General features: G+C 72.3%; 18 protein-coding genes and 1 pseudogene. 7 read left to right on the plus strand and 12 right to left on the minus strand.

Annotated elements, in window-relative coordinates; translation table 11 throughout:
- Nucleotides 1-23 precede the first annotated feature (23 nt).
- Nucleotides 24-1,643 carry an FMN-binding glutamate synthase family protein gene (locus tag ACZ3ZE_RS28130; RefSeq protein WP_467261236.1) on the minus strand — a complete coding sequence of 540 codons (1,620 nt, stop codon included), beginning with the start codon at nucleotides 1,641-1,643 and terminating at the stop codon, nucleotides 24-26.
- Nucleotides 1,644-1,784: 141 nt separating this feature from the next.
- Here ACZ3ZE_RS28130 and ACZ3ZE_RS28135 point away from each other — a divergent pair, with 141 nt between their 5' ends.
- Nucleotides 1,785-2,213 (plus strand): hypothetical protein, encoded by a 429-nt coding sequence (locus ACZ3ZE_RS28135; protein ID WP_467261238.1) that lies wholly within the window; start codon nucleotides 1,785-1,787, stop codon nucleotides 2,211-2,213.
- A gap of 214 nt (nucleotides 2,214-2,427) precedes the next feature.
- Here ACZ3ZE_RS28135 and ACZ3ZE_RS28140 read toward each other — a convergent pair whose 3' ends face one another.
- From ACZ3ZE_RS28140 to ACZ3ZE_RS28150, 3 genes are all read right to left on the minus strand, one after another.
- Nucleotides 2,428-4,611 (minus strand): hypothetical protein, encoded by a 2,184-nt coding sequence (locus ACZ3ZE_RS28140; RefSeq protein ID WP_467261240.1) that lies wholly within the window; start codon nucleotides 4,609-4,611, stop codon nucleotides 2,428-2,430.
- Nucleotides 4,612-4,680: 69 nt separating this feature from the next.
- Nucleotides 4,681-5,691, minus strand: coding sequence for a zinc-dependent alcohol dehydrogenase family protein (locus tag ACZ3ZE_RS28145; protein WP_361629330.1), 1,011 nt, complete (start codon nucleotides 5,689-5,691; stop codon nucleotides 4,681-4,683).
- Nucleotides 5,684-6,127 (minus strand): nuclear transport factor 2 family protein, encoded by a 444-nt coding sequence (locus ACZ3ZE_RS28150; RefSeq protein ID WP_363291585.1) that lies wholly within the window; start codon nucleotides 6,125-6,127, stop codon nucleotides 5,684-5,686. The genes ACZ3ZE_RS28145 and ACZ3ZE_RS28150 overlap by 8 nt, the downstream gene beginning before the upstream one ends.
- A 110-nt stretch (nucleotides 6,128-6,237) precedes the next feature.
- Here ACZ3ZE_RS28150 and ACZ3ZE_RS28155 point away from each other — a divergent pair, with 110 nt between their 5' ends.
- Nucleotides 6,238-6,813 (plus strand): TetR/AcrR family transcriptional regulator, encoded by a 576-nt coding sequence (locus ACZ3ZE_RS28155; protein WP_442304861.1) that lies wholly within the window; start codon nucleotides 6,238-6,240, stop codon nucleotides 6,811-6,813.
- A gap of 483 nt (nucleotides 6,814-7,296) precedes the next feature.
- Here ACZ3ZE_RS28155 and ACZ3ZE_RS28160 read toward each other — a convergent pair whose 3' ends face one another.
- The gene (locus tag ACZ3ZE_RS28160) at nucleotides 7,297-7,650 is read right to left on the minus strand and encodes a hypothetical protein (protein WP_467261242.1); all 354 of its coding nucleotides are present in this window, start codon (nucleotides 7,648-7,650) and stop codon (nucleotides 7,297-7,299) included.
- Nucleotides 7,651-8,310: 660 nt separating this feature from the next.
- Here ACZ3ZE_RS28160 and ACZ3ZE_RS28165 point away from each other — a divergent pair.
- Complete coding sequence (locus tag ACZ3ZE_RS28165) at nucleotides 8,311-9,114, plus strand: hypothetical protein (RefSeq protein ID WP_467261244.1); 804 nt, start codon at nucleotides 8,311-8,313, stop codon at nucleotides 9,112-9,114.
- Between the two features lie 226 nt (nucleotides 9,115-9,340).
- On the opposite strand, the gene ACZ3ZE_RS28170 is transcribed toward ACZ3ZE_RS28165, so the two are convergent.
- The 4 genes from ACZ3ZE_RS28170 to ACZ3ZE_RS28185 all read right to left on the minus strand — a co-directional run bounded on the left by ACZ3ZE_RS28170 (nucleotide 9,341) and on the right by ACZ3ZE_RS28185 (nucleotide 12,040).
- Nucleotides 9,341-9,946 (minus strand): GOLPH3/VPS74 family protein, encoded by a 606-nt coding sequence (locus ACZ3ZE_RS28170; RefSeq protein ID WP_361629315.1) that lies wholly within the window; start codon nucleotides 9,944-9,946, stop codon nucleotides 9,341-9,343.
- A gap of 204 nt (nucleotides 9,947-10,150) precedes the next feature.
- Nucleotides 10,151-10,504: a helix-turn-helix domain-containing protein gene (locus ACZ3ZE_RS28175; RefSeq protein WP_467261246.1), complete on the minus strand. Its 354-nt coding sequence runs from the start codon at nucleotides 10,502-10,504 to the stop codon at nucleotides 10,151-10,153.
- Between the two features lie 588 nt (nucleotides 10,505-11,092).
- The gene (locus ACZ3ZE_RS28180) at nucleotides 11,093-11,458 is read right to left on the minus strand and encodes a hypothetical protein (RefSeq protein ID WP_467261248.1); all 366 of its coding nucleotides are present in this window, start codon (nucleotides 11,456-11,458) and stop codon (nucleotides 11,093-11,095) included.
- 78 nt (nucleotides 11,459-11,536) lie between these two features.
- Entirely contained in the window at nucleotides 11,537-12,040 is a 504-nt protein-coding gene (locus ACZ3ZE_RS28185; protein WP_442304857.1) for an HAD domain-containing protein, read from the minus strand.
- 178 nt (nucleotides 12,041-12,218) lie between these two features.
- On the opposite strand from ACZ3ZE_RS28185, the gene ACZ3ZE_RS28190 reads away from it, so the two are divergent.
- Nucleotides 12,219-12,476 carry a hypothetical protein gene (locus ACZ3ZE_RS28190; protein ID WP_467261250.1) on the plus strand — a complete coding sequence of 86 codons (258 nt, stop codon included), beginning with the start codon at nucleotides 12,219-12,221 and terminating at the stop codon, nucleotides 12,474-12,476.
- Between the two features lie 61 nt (nucleotides 12,477-12,537).
- Here ACZ3ZE_RS28190 and ACZ3ZE_RS28195 read toward each other — a convergent pair whose 3' ends face one another.
- Entirely contained in the window at nucleotides 12,538-13,401 is an 864-nt protein-coding gene (locus ACZ3ZE_RS28195; protein ID WP_467261252.1) for an oxygenase MpaB family protein, read from the minus strand.
- A gap of 312 nt (nucleotides 13,402-13,713) precedes the next feature.
- Here ACZ3ZE_RS28195 and ACZ3ZE_RS28200 point away from each other — a divergent pair.
- Nucleotides 13,714-13,892, plus strand: a pseudogene (locus ACZ3ZE_RS28200) (IS5/IS1182 family transposase); the annotation flags it as partial.
- A gap of 118 nt (nucleotides 13,893-14,010) precedes the next feature.
- Here ACZ3ZE_RS28200 and ACZ3ZE_RS28205 read toward each other — a convergent pair.
- Together ACZ3ZE_RS28205 and ACZ3ZE_RS28210 are read right to left on the minus strand one after the other, a co-directional pair.
- A complete protein-coding gene (locus tag ACZ3ZE_RS28205; RefSeq protein WP_442304855.1) occupies nucleotides 14,011-15,189 on the minus strand; it encodes a Cmx/CmrA family chloramphenicol efflux MFS transporter in 1,179 nt (392 codons plus the stop codon).
- A gap of 679 nt (nucleotides 15,190-15,868) precedes the next feature.
- Entirely contained in the window at nucleotides 15,869-16,822 is a 954-nt protein-coding gene (locus ACZ3ZE_RS28210) for a helix-turn-helix domain-containing protein (protein ID WP_467261254.1), read from the minus strand.
- A gap of 91 nt (nucleotides 16,823-16,913) precedes the next feature.
- On the opposite strand from ACZ3ZE_RS28210, the gene ACZ3ZE_RS28215 reads away from it, so the two are divergent.
- Nucleotides 16,914-21,137 carry a S8 family serine peptidase gene (locus tag ACZ3ZE_RS28215; protein WP_467261256.1) on the plus strand — a complete coding sequence of 1,408 codons (4,224 nt, stop codon included), beginning with the start codon at nucleotides 16,914-16,916 and terminating at the stop codon, nucleotides 21,135-21,137.
- 327 nt (nucleotides 21,138-21,464) lie between these two features.
- On the plus strand, nucleotides 21,465-21,653 hold the full coding sequence (locus ACZ3ZE_RS28220; RefSeq protein WP_361629291.1) for a hypothetical protein: 189 nt from the start codon (nucleotides 21,465-21,467) through the stop codon (nucleotides 21,651-21,653).
- Nucleotides 21,654-21,680 lie beyond the last annotated feature (27 nt).

Genomic DNA, 21,680 nt, shown 5'->3' on the forward strand with positions numbered 1-21,680 from the left:
ACAGGGAACGCCGACCGACCGGGTCACCGGAGGGTGAACCGGTCCGGGTGCGCCGCCATCCAGTCGCCTGCCCAGGAATCCGGGAGCGATCCGGAAGTGCCGGGATCCCCGGACCCGGCCGACGTGAGCAACTGCCCCGGGGCGAGCGGCTCGTACACCTCCGCATGGGACCGGACGTCGTCCGGTCCGACCCGGCTCAGGAGCATCTCGGGCGTCAGATCGGCGGGACCGGCGGCGCCCATGGCGGCCATGATCTGCAGGGCGCTCTTGACGGTCGCCTCCTGGAAGCGCTGGACACGCCGCGCCTTGTCCTCGACATCCAGGGCCCGGGCCCGTCGGGGGTTCTGTGTGGCGACGCCGACGGGGCAGGTGTTGGTGTGGCAGCGCTGTGCCTGGATGCAGCCGAGGGCGAACATCATGGCCCGGGCGGAGTTGGTGTAGTCGGCCCCCTGGATGAGCCGCTTGACGATGTCGCCGCCGGTGGCGACCTTTCCGGAGGCGCCGATACGGATCCGGTCGCGCAGTCCGACACCGACGAGGGCCCGGTGGACCGTCGTCAGGCCCTCGGTGAGCGGGAGTCCGACGGAGTCCGCGAACTCCAGCGGCGCGGCGCCGGTGCCGCCTTCGGCCCCGTCGACGACGATGAAGTCGGGGGTGACGTCCTCCTCCAGCATGGCCTTGCAGACGGCGAGGAACTCGCGGCGCGAGCCGACGCACAGCTTGAACCCGACGGGCTTGCCGCCGGCGAGGTCGCGCATCCGGTCCAGGAAGTGCACGAGCTCCCGGGGAGTCCGGTAGACGCGGTGGTACGGCGGTGAGATCACGGTACGGCCCTCCGGGACGCCCCGGACCGTAGCGATCTCCCGGCCGACCTTGGGGCCCGGCAGCACCCCTCCGATGCCGGGTTTGGCTCCCTGGCTGATCTTCAGCAGCACACAGGCGACCTGGTCGAGGGCGGCCTTCTCGGCGAACCGCCGCGGGTCGAAGTCGCCGTCCTCGGTCCGGCAGCCGAAGTACCCCGTCCCGATCTCCCAGACGAGGTCCCCGCCCGGAGCGAGGTGGTGCTCCGATATCCCGCCCTCACCGGTGTCCTGGGCGAAGCCGCCCCGGCGGGCGCCCTCGTTCAGGGCACGCACGGCGCGGTCCGACAGGGCGCCGAAGCTCATCGCCGAGACGTTGAGCAGGGCCATGTCGTACGGCCTGGTGCAGCCGGGCCCGCCGATCCGGACCCGGGGCGGCTCGGTCGGGACGGGGCGGGGGGCCATGGAGGGGACGAAATAGGCGGTGCCCGGGCGGTCCAGGTCCAGCTCCGTGCCGAAGGGGTCTTCGGCGTCGGTTCCCTTGGCCCGCTCGTAGACGATGGAGCGGGTGTCCCGGTCGAAGGGCGCGCCGTCGACGTTCCGCTCCACGAAGTACTGCTGCACCTCGGGCCGGAGCGCCTCCATCGCGAACCTCAGGTGTCCCAGGACCGGGTAGTTGCGCAGGACCGAGTGGCGCCGCTGGAGCAGGTCGTACGCCGCCACCGCGGCGAGCAGCAGGGCGGGGCCGGCCGCGCACCACCACCACGGGGACACCAGGGCGGCCAGGAGGCCGGCGGCGAGCGCGGTCAGGGCCGGGAAGGCCGCGAGCAGAATCGTCACCATGCGGGCCCGCCTGTCCCCGATCGGGGAAGTCACTCCCGCCGCGGCGCGGGCGCCCGGGGTCCGGTCGGCCCGGGCGGGGTGAATCCGGCGCGGCGCGACGAGGGCGGGTTTGCGCCGGGCGGACCCGGCTACACGACCCACATGAGTGCTTCGCAGAACAACGACCGCAACCCCTCCCGCTGGAGCGACGAGCTCGCGGCGACGGACGGCACCGGCCCGTCGGACGGTACGGGTCCGTCGGACGCGGCCGGAGCCGCCGTACGGGTGGGAGAGCCAGGCCCGGGGACGGCGGAGACGCCTGACCGGGCGGCCACGGGGGCGCTGCGTGTCCTTCCCGCCCCGTTCGCCGAGAAGGCCCGTACGGCCGCGTACGTGGCGCGTGGCGGCGGGGGCGCGATGTGGACCGTGGTGCGCTCGCACACGACGGCGGCCGGAGCCGCCGTCGTGGGGACGACGGCCGCCGTCGCCGGTGCGTACGCGTGGGGACGGCGGGCGGGGCGGCGTCGCCGCGGCCCGCTCGGCATCGTGGCCCGACCCAAGGGGAGTACGGGCCGCTGGTACCGCTGGTAGGAGCTTCCCCCGGGAGTTCTGGGGCCCGTCCCGCTGCTGTTGCGGAGCGGGCTCCAGCGCGTGCTCCGGCGCGGGGAAGACGGGCGCCACTCGATGGTGGTGTCGGGATCCCAGAGACCATCATGCGAAAACTACGGTTTCCAAATGGGCAGAGGGTAACTAATGTTTACGTGCCGTCTCGCTCGCGACCCGACGGCGTCAGCGAGACAGGCCCTCAGACGACGGCGATCAGTTCCCGGAAGCGCGGGTCCGACCGGAGTTCCTTGAAGCAGGGATCACCTTGGGCCTCCCGCTTCTCGTCTGCGGTGACGAGGGCGTGGCGAAGGTCCTCGATCGCGTAGTCCCACTGCTGCCGACGGGCTTCCTCCCCGACGTCCCTCCGCCGTGCGACGAACATGTGCAGGCACGCGTGGTCGTAGGCCAGTCTCGGGGTGGCGGTCGCACCCTTGTGGGGGTGCTGTGCGTCGACGTCCTCGACCGCCTTGACGCCTTGCAGCACATCAAGGCATGCCACGAGATTGACGGCGTGCGGGTACATTACCGTCAGCCGGCGCAGCAGATCCTGGCCCTTCCAGGTGACCTTGCCCGCATCGCACAGGCGGCTGAGCTCGGCCGTGGGCGTCCGGGCGGAGGTCAGCATGGCGGCACGGTCCACGTAGGTGCCGTCGCCGTCGCCGTCGATGTCGGCTCGGGCGTAGGCGTATGCGTTGAGCCACTGTGTGGCGCACCGGTAGAGGATCCGGATCTTCAGCGGCATCCACCCCTCCTGGTCGTCGGTGACCTGCCGGATCGAGGAGCGTTTGTAGGCGTGGTCGATGACCCGGGCGAACGCTGCGAGATCCGTCTCCTTGTAGGTCGTGTGCTCGTACGCCGCCCACAGGTACTCGAACCGTGCCAGCTCGTTCCCGGGGTCCTCGTTGACGGCTCTGGCCAGCAGCCGCACCTGCGTGGCGGGCCGGCTGTCGTCGTTCTTGAGCAGCGACTTGCTGGTCGCGATCACCTGGAGGGCGACGCTCCGCCACTGCCGGGCGCCGTACAGGCCGCGCTGGAGTTCCGTGTGCACCGTGCTCAGCTGCACGAGGACGAAGGCGGCGGCGCCGGTGAGCATCTGTGCCTTGGCCCGGTTCTCGTCGTCGTCCGAGGGGAGCCTCAGGTCCGGCCGGCTGAACACCGCGCTCGCGGCGTGCTTTCCGTTGCGCGTGAGGGTGGTCGCGACACGGTTGCCGTCCACCAGAGTGACCCTGGCACGCCAGGTCAGATCCGGTCTGAGGGCGAAGAACAGGCGCGTCAGCGTTCCCACGAACTTCCCCGCGGGCAGGACGCTCAGCTCCTCCACGGGGATCTGGCTCAGCGGTGTGCTCCCCGGTGTGCTCGTGCTCGTGTGCAGGGCCTGCGGGGTCTCGGTTCCGAGGTCCATCATCCGGGCGAGCAGGTAGTCGGACGAGGCGGCGTTCACGCTGCCGTCGGACTGCTGGACCTCGACCTGGAGCCGCAGGTTCTGGCCCAGCGCCGCCCCCGTCAGGAACACCCCGAGCGCCGAGAGGGCGATGTGCACGAACATGAGTCGTACGTCGTAACTGAGCGCGTCGGCCAGCAGCACCGGGAGGATCCCGGCCGCGGTGACGATGCCCAGGGCGATGAACAGCCTGCGCCACGGCTTAGCCCTGCCGCGTGAGCCCCAGAGCGCCAGGGCGACCGCCGCCAGGGCGACCACCCCGATGACCAGCGCGCCGATCCAGCAATCGGTCCACGTGGGGGAGAAGGGGCTGAACATGGCGAACAGTGGTGCCATCACCGCGGCCGCGAACAGCAGAAAGGCGCCCAGGCTCCCGGTCGTCCACCGGATCCACTTCTGCCAGGCGACCGCGTCCACCTTGACCAGCCAGCGCGAGGAGAGGCCGGCGAGGGCGTAGAAGATCAGCATCCCGATCGTGGCGAGCACGACCAGGCGTCCGATGGGGAGCGCCCAGTCCTGGTAGAAGCGATCACCGTTCGAGACCGCTGTGGGCAGGGGGCGGCTTTCGAGGTCCGCGACTTTCGCGACGCCTGCGCTCGCGGCGGCGTTCGTCGCGTCGAGGTGAAGGGCGGCGTCGAACTTGACCTTCGCCCCGTCGAGGTGTCCGGAGCGGATCAGGAGCTGACCGGCAGTGACGAGCTGGGCCGCCGCCCTGCGCGCTTCGGCCACCAGCCGGAGGCCGTCCACCGCGCACGTCTGGTCGCCGTCTCCCGCCTTCACCGACTCGTACAGAGCCTGCGCCCTGTTCAACGATCCATGCCCACGGTGGCCGTCGGCCGCCTCGCAGGCCTGTTGCGCGACCGTGTCGGCGGGCACCGCCGCGAGCGTGGTGGCCAGGACGAGCGTCACCAGGGCCAGGGCCCGAACAAGTCGTCTCCACATGTACGGCAATCAAACCCAGCCGCGGGTCCGTGACGCGGAGGCGCACCGCCGACACCGGCGAAACCGCCCTCACGCCCCGACGCGCACGACCACTTTGCCGAACGCCGCCCCCGACGCGTAGTGGCGGAACGCGTCCGCCGCCTGCTCGAACGGGAAGGCGCGGTCCAGGACCGGGCGGATGTGATGCCGGGTCAGGAAGGCGTTCAGGGCGGTGAACTGGGCCCTGCTGCCCACCGCGAGCGCGCGGACGGTCGCGCCCGAGCCGAAGAGGACGCGGGGGTCCAGTGGGGGTGCCGTGTCCGAGACGAAGCCGACGCAGGCGACGTGGCCCGCGACCCGTACCGACCGGAGGGACGCGTCGAGGTGGCCCGCGACGTCGACCACGCGGTCGACGCCCTCGCCTTCCGTCGCCTCCCGCACGGCGGACGCCCAGTCGGGCACGGCCCGGTAGTCGATCACCTCGTCCGCGCCGAGGCCGGTCAACAGCTTCGCCTTCTCCGGGCCGCTGGTCGTCGCGATCACGCGGGCGCCGAGGGCCTTGCCGAGCTGGAGGGCGAAGAGGGACACCCCGCCGGAGCCGAGCGTGAGCAGGGTCTGCCCGGGGCGCAGGCCCTCGCCGTCGCCGGTCAGGGCGTTCCAGGCGGTGACCGCCGCGACGGGCAGCGTCGCGGCCTCCTCGTACGACAGGTGTGCGGGTACGGGCACCAGGGCCGTCGCGTCGAGCACGGCGAGTTCGGTGAGCATGCCGTCCAGGGAGCCGCCGAGCTGGGGGAGGTGGCCCAGGCCGAAGGGGCCGTCCCGCCAGCTAGGGAAGACCGTGGCGGCCACCCGGTCCCCGACCCGTACGGCATCCACGCCGGGGCCGACGGCGACCACCTCGCCGGCGCCGTCCGCGAGCGGCACGACGTCGGGGCGTACCGGCAGGACGTAGTCGCCGCGCAGGATCATCAGGTCGCGGTAGCTCAGGGAGGCCGCGCGGACGGCGACCAGGGCCTGGCCGGGGCCGGGGGTGGGGTCGGCGTGCTCCCGGAGCGTCAGCCCGTCGATGCCGGCGCCGCTGTCGACGTGGTGGCTACGCACGGGCCGCCACCTCCGCGTCGGAGACGGAGCCGGGGACGGAGCCGAGGGTGTCGGTGGCCAGGGGGACTTCGCCCGCCGTCTTGCTGTAGCCCAGGGCCTCCACGATCCGTCCGTTCTCGACGCGCATGAGGTTCACGCCGCTCACGTGGTCGGCGGGGCCGTCGCCGAAGCGGTAGCGCCAGCGGATCGCGGCCCGGTCGCCCGCGACGAAGACGTCCTCGGGGCCGAAGCCCGTGGTGCGGTCGGCGGCCAGTGTCCGCCAGAAGGCCAGGCACGCCTCCCGGCCCTCGAAGCGCTCGCCGTCCGGGGCGGGCTGGACGGACTCCATGACGCAGTCCTCGGCCACCAGGTCGTCGAGGACGTCGGGGGCGTGGTGGACGAAGGCGTGGTTGAAGAGGTCGATGACGTCGGTGGTGGTGCGGGGGCGGGGATGCATGAGGTCTCCAGGTGGAGGAGGTAGTAGATAGAACAGTCGGTCTACTGAGTGCGGGCTCGAAATATATAGACCGGTTGATCTATCAGTCAAGGGTCGGCACACTGGTGGCCATGAGCACCCGTACCGGACCCGGCCCCCGCGACCGCCTCCTCGATGCCGCCCAGGAACTGACCTACCGCCACGGCGTCGGCGTGGGCGTGGACACACTGCTCAAGAGCGCGAACGTGGCCCGCCGCTCCCTGTACGAGCACTTCGGCGGCAAGGACGGCCTGATCGCGGAGGTGCTGCGGCGCAGCGCCGCCGAGGACGAAGCCGCGTACGAGCGGGTCATGGACGCGGCGGGCGACGACCCGCGCGCACGCCTGACGGCCGTCTTCGACGAGCTCGCCGCCGTCGTCGCGCGACCGGATTTCCGGGGCTGCCGCTACCTCGCCGCCGACCTGGCGCTCGCCGACCCCGACCATCCCGGACACGCCGTCACCCGCGCGTACCGCGAGCGCGTGAGCGGCCTCCTGGCGGCCGAGCTCACCCGGCTCGGCCACCCCCGCCCGGCCCACGCCGCCGACCAGCTGCTGCTGCTCATCGACGGGGCCATGGCCGTCGGGGCCACCCGCCCCGCCACCGACCCGGTCGCCTCCGCGCGGGAGCTGGCCGAGGGGATCCTCGCGGAGGCGACGGGCATCTGAACCCCCCGGCCGCCCGGCCGGACCGACGCGGTTCGGACCGCCCCCAGCGCCTCCGTCGGCTCCTGCTCCCTGCGGGGTTGGTCCCGCGCCCGCAAGGGGTTCGATATCTTGATCGCAGTCATCAACGAGTTGCTCTGATGTCGCTCGCCGGGCTAGGGCAGACAGTAATTCGGTGTCGCAGCTGCAATCCCGGTGCTGCAAAGACGGGCGATCGGGCAACGGAAAACCGGGAGTTCCTGTTGCGTGCGCCCGTACCAACCATCTTTCGTCACGGCCATTCGTTGATGGCTGCGACGAGAAGGGTTGCTTCGTGGCGGACGGCGAACTTGCATGCAGAGCACCGACAACAACGCCCGCCCACTACCTGAGCCTGATGCGGAGACTCTCTGCAAGCCACACGAACAGCGCGGGTCCGCATGGCGACGGACACCGGGGTCGCAGGGCCGTTTCACACGGCGGCCCTCGGCGAGTGCGCCGCCAGGGCTACTGCTGCGGGGCCAACGTACCTTCATCCTCCCAGAGGAAGAGCCCGCGGCGGATGTCCTCCCAGGTGTACGGCAGGGGCGGGAAGCCTTCGACGGTCAGCACGTACTTCTCGGCTGCGCCGGACACCTTGAAGTCGAAGGTGAACTCACAGGACTTGAGGGTGTAACCCTGGGCTCTACCGGGCGCGAGCGCGCCGGTACCCAGGATCTTGCCTGCGTCGTCTGTCACGCGGACTTCTGCCCCGGCCTTGACCTTGGAGTTCGGCGGGACCGTGCACGGCTTGCCGATCGAGGGGCCCTTGCCGTCCGTGGACAGTTCCACAGAGACCCGCCCATTGATGGTGAGAGTCACAGCGGACGGTGTGGCACTGGGCGCCGAGTCTTTCGCGTCGTTCGTCGTGCCAGAGCAACCGACGAGACCCGCGATGCCGAGCACCAGGCCGCCACAGACCCACGGTCTTCTCATTCTTCCCACCCCTTGTGACGTGCGGCGGACTGTCCTGCGCAGGTATCGCGCACCCTACACATCCACCCGAACGAGCCACCACCAGAATGGGCGTGGGAGCGCGCCTCTTGCCCTGGCTCTCACTGTCAACGCCAGCGGGCGCTTGCGGCCGCCGTCCACCGACGGGCCAGAAAGGCGTTCCGCCGGGACCGCCCGGCCCGGGGCATGCTGACAGGCTCACAGCGCCGCGACTCGACGCCCGCCGCGGCGGCCGGTCAGTTGGTCTTGGACCGCGACCTGGACCAGGCCCGCCTGGACGACGCGACGCCCGTCTTGCTGAGCTCGCTACTGGCCCCGGAGGTACTGGCCGCGGACGCCGCTGCTCGCGTCGCGCTCGTCGAGTGGCTGTGTGTCCGCGGCGCGGATTCCCGGCACGGGCACGGGTGCTGCAGCGGTGGGGAAGTGCGGGTCCGGGCGGCGACTGCCCGCGTCGGCGGACTCGGCCGCAGCGTACGCGTCCGCCGGCGTCAATGACGCCGATTCTCCTGGCGTTTCATTGATCCGTGCATGACGGATCTGGTTGAGCGGGTGGTGTCGGAGGAGTTGTGCGCGCTGTTCCGGCGGGTGGTGCCGCCGGCGGTGGTGATACGCATGGGCAAGTCGAAGTGGGTGCCGGCGGCCGTCGCAGTGGCTACCGGTGTGCTGGCGGTGGCCGGGTGGCTGGGCTTCCGCTGGATGGAGGAGCCGCTGGCGGAGCATGCGGTGCGCAGGTACGACGCGACGGTCCGGGCGAGTACGGCGCCGCACACGCAGTACGTGTTCACCGGGCGCGTGCAGGCCTTCGAGGAGCAGCGGGAGACCGAGGGGTGGACGCAGGACGTCTACCGGTTCGATGTCGCGACGGTGCTGCGGGGGAGCGTGCACGGCACGGTGCGGGTCACGTACGGGCTGGACGAGGGGGTGACGCCTCGGCTGAAGGACGGCAGCACGTACGTGTTCGCGACCAACGCGTGGGCGGACCCCGACAAGGACGGGCACGCGCACCTCTACGAAGGTGCGAGGCGGCCGGTGAACGACGAGGAACTGTCGGTGTGGAGGAGGGCGGCGGCGCTCCCGCTGGCGGGCCAGCAGCGGAGGCGGGGTGATGGAGGCACCTCGCCGGCCGAGGTGCCGCCTTTCACCTGCCGCCGGCCCGGGGGTGGTCAGCTGATCCGGAGGATCACCGCCATAAACTCGGCGCGGGTAGCGTGCTTGGGCCGCGAGCGCACCGATGGCGCCGAGGTCCGCATGAAGTCGCCGGGCCGGCGGGCGCCGCGCACGGTCATGCAGGAGTGCTCCGGCTCGAACGCAGGTCACGTCGAGGGACCTTGACCTTGGACAGGCCGACGACTTGGCCGTCGGCGGCTTCGAAGTGGACGTCGAGAAGGGCCTTGGGATCGGGATTGGCGCTGGTGGCGAGGGTGGCCATCTTCAAGTGGGCTGTGACGGCGAGGGTGCGGCGATGCCGTCGCGGTCGGGGTCCCGCACGTACGGTGTGGACCACGCAACCCTGCCCCGCCCGAGCTTTCGAAGCCGCGCAGGGCCCGGCCCGGGCCGCCTACGGACCGCGCCAGAGGTTGGCGAAAGCCGAGTTCTCGATGGTCCGACGCTGGCGTACGGCCTCCAGTTCCATGACCGCGTCGTGTGCGGCGGCGACCACGACCGTGGCCGCTTCGTCGTCGAGACCCGGCGCGGCGTCGGACGGGCCGCCGCCGATGCCCACGACTGAGGCGAGGGCCGCCAGAACGGGTTCCCTCCGCTCCCAACGGTCGACCGCCCCGCGGCGGGCCGGTGTGTCGACCGGCTCCAAGCGTCGCGCACCGAACGACAGGCGGCCACTGCGAGCCGGGATCAGCTCACCGTCCCCCTCCATCGCGGTCTGGTAGGCGGCCGCGAGGTTCTCGCCACGGCGCCACAGCCAGTCTTCGACGCGCTCGTACGGTGCCTGCCGGGCGAGACGCTCCGCCGCCTCGCCGAGGAGCCGGTCCTCGGGGGCCGACGGTGCACCGGGCACGACACGGACGCCGTCCAGGGCGACGTCCCCGGCACTGAGGAGATCGATCAGTTCGGCTCCCGCGAGCGCGAGAGACAGGTCTCCCTGCCCGACGGCGGGTTCCTGTTCGGAATCCATTGCGATGATGAACAGGTCTTTCGCCGTGGTCATGAACGGCTCCCCTCGGAGGCATCGACGAAGGCGCGCCCAGCCTCTCTCGGCGGTGGAGCCGGCGAGACGATGGGAGTCTGCCCTTGCCAGTATCGTCCCGGCCGGCCGCTCCCGGCACGGTTTCGGCCGCATCGCGATCAAAGGGTGATCACCTGGGCCGGGGACCCTTCGTCGGCAGGGCGGCGCACGGCCTCTCGGGCCGGGTTACGGTCGCTCCGTGGATGAAGGCTGCGACCGGCCACCCTGGTCACGCCAGGGTGCGGCGGCCGGGGCCCGGGCCGCTTCCGTCCCTTCCGGCAGAGCGATGTCGCCCCTCGACGAGGCGTTCTGCATCCGCATGATGCGCGCCACGTGGTGCTCCACGTGCGGGTGGAGCACCAGGCGCTCGGCGATGTCCCGGTTGGCGCGGTTCTGGAGGACGAGACGGGCCACGTCCTCCTCGCGCGGGGACAACCGGTCGCCGTAGCGGAGGCGGCCCCGGCGGTGGGTGGTGACGATGGGGCGGCGGCGCAGAACCCGTCGCCAGCGGACGCCCAGCTGCCGGTAGACCTCGGCCACGTCCCGCACACCCGGGACAGCCGCCTCCCCGCGCAGGTCGAGCAGGCAGCGCCCCCCGGCCCTCCGCCGCGCGGGCGACCTCGAGGGGGCGGTCGAGCAACGGCCACCTTGCCTCCGTGTCCGTCTACAGGCCGACGGCCTCGTCCGGCCGGTTTACGGCCTCTGCGAGTAGCGCCCTGCACACAGGTCAGGGCGGCTTCGGCGACGAGCCGCAGGCCGCGCGTCGTGTGGCCGCTGCCGTGGAGTGCCTCCACTGCGACGGGCGCACCTCAATCGCCCAACCCCGGTCCTGATCGGCCCCCCGAAGCACGTGCCGGGAGGTGTTCATCTGGGGGAAGGAGAGGCAGAAACGCGGTCGAGAGCCCCGTCCTCGGCGGATATCCTCGCGGACGCCTGGTACCAGGGCTCCGGCGCCCGAACCGGTGGACGCGTGGTGACGCCACCGCACCCCAAGACCAGGAAGACGTCCTGTTGCACCGCCCTCACGGATGGCCGGGCCGGCGGCGGGGGACGGTGTACTCCTTGGCGGTCATGTCCTGGGAGCGGGTGCCGTGCTCTCCGCTGTCAGACGGCCGTCCGCAGTCCGCCTCAGCCACCCCGGGTGACGCTCCAGACCGTGATCCCGAAAGCGAGGGGGAGGGCCGCGCTGCCGGCGAGGAGGAAACGCGCGGGCACGGTCAGGCGCCGGGTGGTGGGGAGGAAGGTGAGGGCGATCGGGCCGCCGAGGACGACGAGTCCGATCAGCGCGCTCCACAGCAGCAGACCACCGACCGGCTCGTCCGCTGCCGCGCCGATGAGCGCGGTGAGGAGCGCCATCGTCGCCAGCCCGCCCAGCAGGACCAGCACCACCGCCCACACCACCCCGGCCAGGATCGCGACGCCGGTCTGTCCGCGGCGCGGCGACGGCGCCGGGCGGCCGGGTCCGTACAGCGCCGCGTACGCATCGGGGTTCATGGACGGCTCCTCGGGTGTGATGCGGGGGACGGCCCCATCCTCACCGCGCGCCCCGGGCCGGGGCCTGAGCACGCCCACTCATCTCCTGGTGGCCCCGTACTCACCCACCCACGCCGCGACCGCCGCGTAGTCGGCCCCCGTCAGGCCCCTTCGCGGGTCGACGCGGTGGAGAAAGGTGGGAGCCCCGTGGCACGCGGCGACCCAGTCCCGGTCGGCCTGGGTGATCTCGTCGTCGAGCCAGGCATACGGCCGACCGGCGGCCCAGGCGGCGAGGGCCCGAGTCTTCCAGTGCAGGCTTGTCGCCCCCGCGGACGACTCCAGAGCGTCGTTGGCCCAGTGCACGACCGGCAGCGGCGGGAGACCGAGCCGCGGGGCGAGGACGTCGTTCGCGTCATCGGTCCAGGTGGTCGCCCAGACCAGCTCGCAGCCCAGCGCCGTAAGGCGCCGGCCGTGGGAGGGGTCCACGCGGTGGAGGAGCGGATGGGCGTCCGGGTGCGGCTCGGGGGCGTACGCGGGGTGCGGGCCGGGGCCGCCGAAAGGAATGAGGGGGCCGTCCACGTCGAGGAAGAGCAGGGGCCACATGCCCTCAGCCTGCCACGAGACCGCTGCCCCGCACACGCGTACACCTTCGCTCTCTCGCCGATCGTCCGCAGACTCGGACGCTGCTGGGCATCGTGGGCGTACTCACCTTCCGCTCTCTGGCCGGCCTTCGACGAATCCCCCTCGATCTTCGCCGACACGCTGGCGCAGTCCCTGCTGGGTGAGCGTGCTGAAGCGGGACGAGGCGGGTCAGGCGTATGCGGAGACGGTCATGACGGCGGCGGCCGAGCGGGGTGAGCCCTGGCAGACGTTCCTCAGCATCGAGCAGATGGACGCCCTCCTGCTTGAGCACCGGTTCCAGCCGATCGAGTACGTCCGGCAGCGCGAAACGATCGACCCAGCGGAGTGGGTGCGAACCGACGCGCTCCGTCCGTTCGAGCTCTCCGTCCTGGCCCGTGCGAGGGTCCCCGCCGGCTAGGAGCAGTCCGGCCGGCCACCGGTCGCTCCGTCGTGTCCGACTTCCCGCCTGCGCGACCTCGTCATCCGCCGCCGGGGTGGGGAGGCCGGTGCATGGCCCAGCGGATGGCAGCGGTCACCGCGGCGCCGGCGGGAGCCGCGCACCAGCGCTCGGTACGGGGTAGCAGGGGCAGGTTCAGAGGGGCGCGGGCCCAGGGTGGGAGCAGGGCGACCGCGGCCGCCGCCAGCATCGCGTACGGCGGGCGCGCCGGCCAGGGCAGCGGGGGGCTGAGCAGAATGAACCGGGCCGCGGAGCGGGCCGCTTCGGTGCCGCGTAGCTCCGGTCGGAAGGCGTCTATCCGCTCTGCCAGTTCGTCCGTCGTGCGCGGTGGGTGGACCATGCCCAGAGCGCGCCCCACCCGGGCCGTCGAGGCGACGTACGCGTCGCACTCGTCCTCCCGCAGGCGCTGGGCGCCGTACCGCTGGTAGGCCCGCAGAAAACTGTCCACCTCGGCGATGTGCACCCACTCGAGCAGGTGCGGGTCGTCGGCGCGGTACGGGTCACTGTCAGGGGTGCGGCCACTGATGCGCGCGTGCACCGCCCGTACGCCGTCCACCGCGAGCTGCGCGTCCTCGACGGTCCCGTAGGTGGTGAAGGCCAGAAACGTGCTGGTGCGCTGGAGGCGGCCCCAGGGGTCGCCCCGGTACCCGGAATGGGCCTCCACAGCGGCCATCGCCCGCGGATGCAGGGACTGCAGGAGGAGCGCGGTCAGTCCGCCGACGAACATCGAGGCGTCACCGTGGACCCGGCGGATCGGCTCCTGGGGTGCGAACCACCGCGGACCGGGGGTGTCGTGGATCCTGGCCCGGTTCTCCGCGCCGGACGGACCCGCGACACGACTGAAGAGGGCGTCGCCGAGGCGATCACGGGCTCGCGGCGACACCATTCGGTCGATGCCTCCCCACCGGTTCACGGCTCCATTGTCGCGCGGACGGGACCGTCCCGGAAGGACACGTCGGCGACCGCGCGCCCTCGCCTCGGCCGGTGCGGCGGCGCCGAACCGCATCCTCAAGCATGTTGCAGAAGGCTCAGGCCCACGCATAGGGGAAATGCCCGCCTCGCAGGCTTCTGCAACACGCATTAGCGAACAGCGTGGCACCAAAACCGTCGGTGCTCGCCGCGCGAGCGGAGGTGAGCCGCCGGGCGACGAGTCCCGCCCATCGACGACCACGTGCTCTCCGCGTGAGCGGCCGGCTCACCTCCGCTCGCGCGGAGAGCACTCGGCGGCGCCGAGTGCCAGGAGCCACGCGCTCGGCCCATCTCCGCTCGCGCGGACGACCACCTGCGCCGCTGGCTGCGCGAACGTGGCATCCGCCCTCGCATTTTGCCCGCAAGGGCGTCGAGTCCTCGCAGCGGCTGGGCCGCCACCGCTGGGTCCGGTTCTTCCAGGCGGGGGAGACACCGGCCTCAGCGGCGACGTGCGCGATCGGACGCGTGCGGCAACGTTCCACGAGCCTTCGGCGTCCCTCGATGTTCAAGGGTGCGTTCGCATGTGTCATCGGAGCACCTCGGTGCTCCGGCCGGCCGTGATGACGGTGCGGAGAGGGAAGGCGATGAGCAGCGCCACGGCGACGAGGAGTCCGCTCGCCCAGAGCGGCCCGAGGATACCGGCTTCGGTGCTGAGGGTGGCCGCGGCGATGGCGGGGCCGATGGCGGCGCCTACGTTGAGTGCCGCAGTCGCGTACGAGCCTGCCATGGTGGGGGCTCCCGCGGCCTCGTAGAGGACCCGTGTGATCAGCGTGCCGCCCAGCGCGAACGACAGCGTGCCCTGCATGAACACGAGGATGAACAGGGTGACCGGCTCGTCGGCCAGCACCGCCAGGGCCGGCCAGCCGATGAGCAGCAACGGACCGCCGACTGCGATGACCGAACCGGGACGCCGGTCGGAGAGCCGTCCGGCGACGGTGACGCCTACGAAGGAACCGGCGCCGAAAAGCACCAGGGCGACAGGGATCCACAACTCGCCCAGCCCGGCGCTGTCGGTCACCACGGGTGCGAGGAAGGTGAGGCTCCCGAACGTTGCCGCGTTCACCAGCGCACCGAGCAGCATCACCAGGATCAACGGCGGCCTGGTGAGCTGGGCGAGTTCCGCTCGCAAGGCCGGCCTGCCGGTCGCCTCGCTCTCGTCACGTCCTGCCGGGATTCCCTTCAGGATGCCGAGAGCTGCGGGGAGGCAGAGGGCGGCGACGGCCCAGAATGTGGCCCGCCAGCCGAGCAACGTGCCGAGCACCGCCCCACCGGGGACACCGGCGATCGTGGCCACCGTGGTGCCCGACAGCAGTACGGCCAGCGCGCGTCCCTTCTTGTCGGGCGGGACCAACGTGGCGGCAGCCGTCAGAGCGACGGCAAGGAACCCTGCGTTCGCGAGCGCGGCGACGACCCGAGTGGCGAACAGGAGGGGGAAGCTCGTGGTGACGGCGCCCACGGCGTGAGCTGCCGCGAAGACGAGCACGAACCCGAGAAGGCCGACGCGCCTGGGCCAGTTGCGGGCAAGCGCGGCCACAAGAGGGGCGCCGGCGATCATGCCGATCGCGAACGCCGAGGTGAGGACGCCCGCTGTCCCGACTGTGACGTCAAGATCTGAGGCGATGTCCGGCAAGAGGCCGGCGAGCATGAACTCCGAGGTCCCCATGGCGAAGACCGCCACGGCAAGCAGATACAGAGGAAGAGGCATCGAGTCGCTCCGAGGTGGGAGAAGCACGAGAAGGTCATCTCGTCACCGCGGCCAGCCCCATGCGCACACGCGTGGCACCGCGGGAGCGGTGCGACGACAGGGCTACGAGCTCAGTGGTTCAGGGGGCTGACGGCGTGACCGAAAGCCCCCACCGTGTCTGACTCAGGACTCGACATGGTCCGCACGGTACCCGACCCATGCCCGTCGAAGCATCTTGTTTTCACGGGCATCGGCCTGTGAAACCAACGTCATGTCCCGCAACATCCAGCTCCTGCGGATCGCCCAGGAGAAGCGGCCCGGCGCCCCCGACATCGTCGACTTCGGCACCCTCGAGGCAGCCCGCGCTGGAGCACTCCAGCGAGCTCTACGCCGCCGTCGCCGCGGCCTTCCTCACCGCCAGCGGTCACCCCGTCAAGGCGAGCCCCCAGCAAGCCCGTCGACCTGGTCAGCCAGACCGCGAACGGAATGGACGTCCGGGACATCGCCGCCGCCCCGACCACCTGGACCCCCTGACCGGGTTCCGGCCGGCGGAATCCCGGCGCCGCTCCCGTCTCCGGCCCGGCGGAGTCCTCGGTGAGGGAGAGGAAGTGGAGCGGGGCTGGGCCGGGTGTGGCGGCCCCGCAGGGCCGAAGCGGCCGTTCACCCGAGCTCCTTCGGCGACCACTCGGCCGATGGTGGGTCAGATCCAGCCGCGGCGTGCCGCGACGACGCCGGCCTGGAAACGGTTCACCGCGCCCAGGAGTTCGTGGAGGCGGCTCATGCGCCGGCGCATGGTGCGGACGGACCAGCCGAGCTGGCGGGCTATTGCCTCGTCCTTGAGACCGCTGACCAGCAGGGTGAGCACCAGACGATCCTCCTCACCGAGCGGGTCCTCGGCGGGTACGTCGAGCGGCAGGGCCTGTTTCCAGCACAGTTCCCAGTAGTCGGTGAGGGCGTCCAGCAGGGTGGAGGGGCGGATGACCGCGGCGCGCACGCCGTCGAGGTCCAGGGAGAGCGGCATCAGCGCCAGTCGGCGGTCCGCGATGGCCAGTTTGATCCGCAGGCCCGGCATCACCCGGGCCTGCTCGCCACGGCGCACGAGTCCGCGGATGTCCTCGAGCACTCCCGGCCACTCCAGCGCCTCGGGGGCGTAGACCGCGCGGTAGCGCACGCCGCGCCCCAGCGCCGTGCTCTCCACCGGGTTGGAGGTGGTCAGTGCGTACGGCGGCCGGTCCAGTGTCATGACGTCCTCGCGCGCTTCCTGCTGGAGGCGGACGAACCAGCGCCCGAGCGCCTCGCGGCCGGTGGCGATCTCCACCTCCTCCTCCCCGGCGGTGCCGGCCTGCGCCGCCGCGAAGAGGCGGGACAGCTCGCCCGCCGCCGAACGGACCCGGTCCAACTCCGCCGTCCTGTTGCGGATCAGGGACTCCACCGCGGCGCCCGGCTCGATCGCCGCGTACCGTCGGCGGACCCCCGCGAGCCGCCCGACCAGGCCGTGGTCGTGCAGCCGGTCCAGCGCCCTGGCGGCACGCAGGGTGGAGCAGCCGAGGTCGCCGGCGAGCTCGGCGGGGGCCGCCGTACGCCGGGTCAGCACGGCCCGGTAGACGCTCTCGTCGAACGGATCGATGCCTGCCGCGGTGAGCTCGTTCGTCATATGCCGATCCTGGCCCACTTGTGCCAGGTGCAGCAATGGGCCGCCAAGATCCGTTGTACGGAGAGTCACTTCGGCGCTAGGACTTCTGCCCATGGCCAAAAACCCACGAAGCAGCCGACGTCTGACGGCCGCCGCGGTCACCGCCGTCGCGCTGGCCGGTACGCTCACCGCGACGCCAGGCACCGCGACCGCGACGTCACCCGACCCGCACCAGCGGGTCATCGTCGAGCTGTCCGGAGACGCCGCCGTGGCAGCGGCCCCCGGCGGCTCGCTCACCTCCCTGACCGCCGGCACCACCTCCGCCGTCGGCGACGCCCGACGGGCCCTGGCGGCGCGGCAGGACGCCTTCGTCACGACGGCACGGCAAGCCGGACTGCACCCCGCCGCACCCCGCCGGCTCGGTCTGCTCCTCAACGCCGTCGCCATGACGGTGCCCGCCTCCGAGAGGGCGCGGCTGGCCGCGCTGCCCGGTGTCACCGCCGTCCGCCCCGACACCCGGATACAGGTCCGCACGGACATCAGCGTCCCGCTGACCGGAGCGCCCGAGGTCTGGAAGCGCGAGGACCCGGCCGGGGTGAAGGCCACCGGCAAGGGCACCGTGGTGGCGGTCCTGGACAGCGGCGTGGACTACGGCCACCCCGACCTGGGCGGCGGCTTCGGCGAGGGCCACAAGGTCGTCGGCGGCTACGACTTCGCCAACGGTGACGACGACCCGATGGACGACAACGGCCACGGCACCCACGTCGCCGGCATCATCGCGGGCAAGGCGGCCGGGAAGGAAGGCGTCACCGGCATGGCGCCCGACGCGCGTCTGCTGGCCTACAAGGTCACCGGCGCTGACGGCAGCGGCTACACCTCCGACATCATCGCCGGCATCGAGGCGGCTGCCGATCCGGGCAACCCGCACCCGGCCGACGTCATCAACATGAGCCTCGGCGGCCCCGGCGACGGCACCGACCCGCTGGGCCGCGCGGCGACCGCCGCCGTACGCGCCGGAGTGGTCGTCGTCGCGGCGGCGGGCAACTCCGGGCCCGGCAGCGGCACCATCAGCACACCGGCGGCGGCCGACGGCGTCATCGCCGTCGGCGCCTCCACCAGCGGGCTGCGGATCCCCAGCGCCTACCTGGCGGGCAAGGAGCCCGAACTGATCCAGACCTACCGGGGCGTGCTGTCCGCGAACCCGCCGACGCGACCGGTCACCGCGCCGCTCGTGGACGTCGGCGCGGGCACCGCCGAGGACTGGAAGCGCGTCGGTGACGTCCGGGGCAAGATCCTGCGCGCCGACCTGCTCGTCCCTCCCAGCACGGACGTCCTGAGCCAGAGCGACATCGACTGGGCACGCGAAGCCGAGGAGCGCGGCGCGCTCGCCGTCCTCGGCGGCCTCCCGGTCCACGACGGACCCGTGCTCGCCGCCACCCCCGGAGTGGCCGAGGCACGGGAGACCCCCGCCCGCCCCGACCTCACCCGGACCGCCGCCTCCGGCGACTCGCTGCGCATGGACCGCCTGGTCGTCATGGGCATCGACACGACCCAGTACGCCCAGCTGAGCCGCGAACTGGCCGCCGGAAAGGTGTCCGTCACCCTGAGCGGCACCGATTCCACCGACGAGATCGCCTCCTTCTCGTCGCGCGGACCCGGCACCGGCTTCGGACTCAAACCCGACCTCGTCGCACCCGGCGTGGAGATCCGCTCCTCGATCCCCACCTCGATGTACGCACCCGGTGTCTACCGCATGTCGGGCACCTCGATGGCCAGCCCGCACGTCGCCGGAGCCGCCGCCCTGCTGCGCCAACTGCGGCCCGGCCAGGACCCCGACGCGATCAGGTCCGCACTGGTCGGCACCGCGAAGGGCCTCGCCGGCACCGGCCCCACCGTCCAGGGCAACGGACGCCTCGACGTGGCCACCGCCGCGTCCGCCACCCTCACCGCCCTCCCGACGAGCGTGTCGTTCGGCCTCGCCGACCTCGCGGACCGGACCGTCGGCGGCACCGCGAAGGTACGCCTGGCCAACCCCGGCGAGAAGCCGCTGCCCGTCACCCTCGCCAGCACCGGCCCCGCCACCGTGTCCCCGTCGCGGGTGACCGTCCCCGCCGGGGGGTCGGCGACCGTCGACGTCACCCTGCGCGCGGACCGCCCGGCCACCGACACGGAGATCAGCGGCCGGATCACCGCCACCCCCGCGCGCGGCCCGGCTCTCCGCGTGCCGTACCTGCTCGTCGTCCGGCACCTGGTCGTCCAGGCGTCCCCCGATCCGAGCGACGGCCGCTCCACCGTGCACGTCGCCGCCCCGGCCGCCCTGAACGCGCCGCCGGAGATCAGGGTCACGCCGCCGCACGGCAAGGCCTTCACCCTGCGCACCACCATGAACGGCGCCGGCTACTACCAGGCCGACGTGACCGGGAGGACGGCCGGCGCCTACCGCCTGTCCGTGTCGGCCACGACCACCGACGCGCGTCGGATCACGGGGACCGGTGCTTTCGAGGTCACCCCCGCCGGCAGCCGCGGCGACCGCTGGGAGCCCATCGGCCCGAACAACGAGGCCGGTCACGTCGCGCTCACGCCCGCCCGGCCGAAGCAGGCCGTCGTGACCCAGTTCCGGAAGGCCGCCCCCTGGCTGACCACCGACGGCGGCGCCCACTGGCGCCAGGTGGGCCGGCTGCCCGTCGCCGACGGCAACGGCACCGGAGCGGTCGTGGTCGACGCCCGCCGCCCCGACCGCTGGTGGTACGCCGTGAACACGGCCGCCGACCCCACCCGCCGCGGCACCATCCTGCGTACCGACGACAACGGCCGCACCTGGCGCAAGCTCGACGTGCCCGACGCGCGCGTCGACGCGTTCGTCGCGGACGAGGAGACCCGTACCCTCGCCGCGATCGTCGGCGGCACCCTGCTGGTCAGCACGGACGCGGGCGACAGCTGGGCGGAGTACCCCACCGGCGTGACCGGCGGCGTCCGTGACGCGGCCCTCGTCGGCGACACGCTGTACCTGGCGACCTTCGACAGCGTCTGGCGCCTCGACGGCGTGGGCAAGGGCGACCCCGGTACGGCGCACCGCGTCCTCGACGAGCCCGTGGACACCGTCCGCGGTCTGGCGGCCGATTCCACCGTGGTGGCGGCCTACGTCCCCGGCACCGGCGTGCGCGGCTCCTACGACAAGGGCCGCACCTGGTCCACCCTGCTGCCCGTCGCGGAGGGCGGCAACGGCCTGTCCGCCTCCGGCGGCGACCTGTACCTGCGCGCGCTGTTCGGCGCGGGGCAGGTCAGCCACGACCACGGCAGGACCTGGAAGCCGGTGTCCGCTCCCTCGAAGGCCGCCATCGCGATGGACTACGACCGCTGGGCCGACGGCTCGGTGACCGTGTCCAGCGAACAGGACGGCCTGTACCGCGGCTCGGCCGACGGCACCGGCTACCGGAGGATCGGCGTCCAGGGCCTGACCCCCTTCGCCCTCGCGGCCAGCGGCGACCGGCTGCTCGCCGGAACGGTGAGCGGCACCTACCGCACCGCGATCCCCGTCACCGGCCCCGAGTGGGGCCACACCGGGGCGGAGGGCATGACCGGCCGGCTCACCTCGCACATCGCCGTCTCGCCGCGGGACACCAAGGTGGTGTGGCAGGTCCGGCGCACCGCGACCGGTCTCTTCGAGGTCTCCCGCAGTGGCGACGCCGGCCGGACCTGGCAGGTGAAGGGCACCTCGTCGGAGATACCGACCTCGATCCTGGTCCACCCGGCCGATCCCGACCGGGTGACGATCAGCTTCAGGAGCATCTTCGGCAACGGGCTGTTCTCCACCTTGGACGGCGGCAGGACGTGGAAGAACCTCTTCCACGAGAGGTCCTTCGACGCGATGGCCGGCGACCCGCGCGACCCGCGGCGCCTCTGGCTCGGCAACGCCTCGGGCCTCTACCGCTCGGACGACGGCGGCGTCACCAAGACCAAGGTCGCCGAGGGCCCCGTCACCGCGATCCTGAAGGACGGCCGGCGCCTGATCGTCGGCGGATCGTCCGTCCGGGTCAGCACCGATGACGGCACGACCTTCCGCACCGCCGACACCGGCCCGCTCGCGGTCCACGTCTCGGACCTGCTGCGGGTGGGCGGAGCGCTCTACGCGGCGACCGCCGGTTCGAAGGAGTCCGGCCTCGTCCAGGGCGGCCGGGGCGTACTGCGCAGCACCGACTCAGGCCTCACCTGGGAGAACGTCTCCAGCGGTCTGCAGAACACCGACACCACCAAGCTGGCCGCCGCCCCGGACGGACGCTCGCTCTACGTCGGCACGGTCGACGGCGGAGTACACCGCCTGAAGCTGCGCCGCTGACCCCCACGCGCACGAGGCGCGTGACCGCCTGACCGGCGCGAGCGCCGGCCCCGCCCCGAACCCCCGGGCGGGCCGGCCCTCGCGCCGTCGTCGTTCCCTGGCACCGGCGCACCCTTTTCGAACGCCGTCCCGAACAGTCCCGAACACGCTCCGGTCGTTGTCACGGCCCGAGGCCCGGCGAAGACTCTGTACCGCCCCGGCCGACCGGACGGGGACCTGACCGATCGAGCGGCGGGGCGCGTTCCGCAGCACGGGGGACGTCCATGTGCGGCCCGGCGCCCCGACGCCATCGCCAGACCAGGGAAGAACCGACAGGAGGGACCTCACATGAAGACCGTCCGTGGATGGGCCGACCGCATGCTGGAGCAGCTGGTGCCGCAGGAGACGGCGAGCGCGTGCACCGGCTACTGGATCTACCGGTGCATCAACAGCGCGTGCGGCAGTTTCAGCAACTACACGCAGCGCGTCTGGTCCTGTGACCTCAACAGGCGCGAGTTCATGAGCTGCGGCTGCTGAACCGCCCCCGCCCGTCCGGCTCCGTGA

This window comes from Streptomyces sp. NPDC023157, from assembly GCF_055560575.1.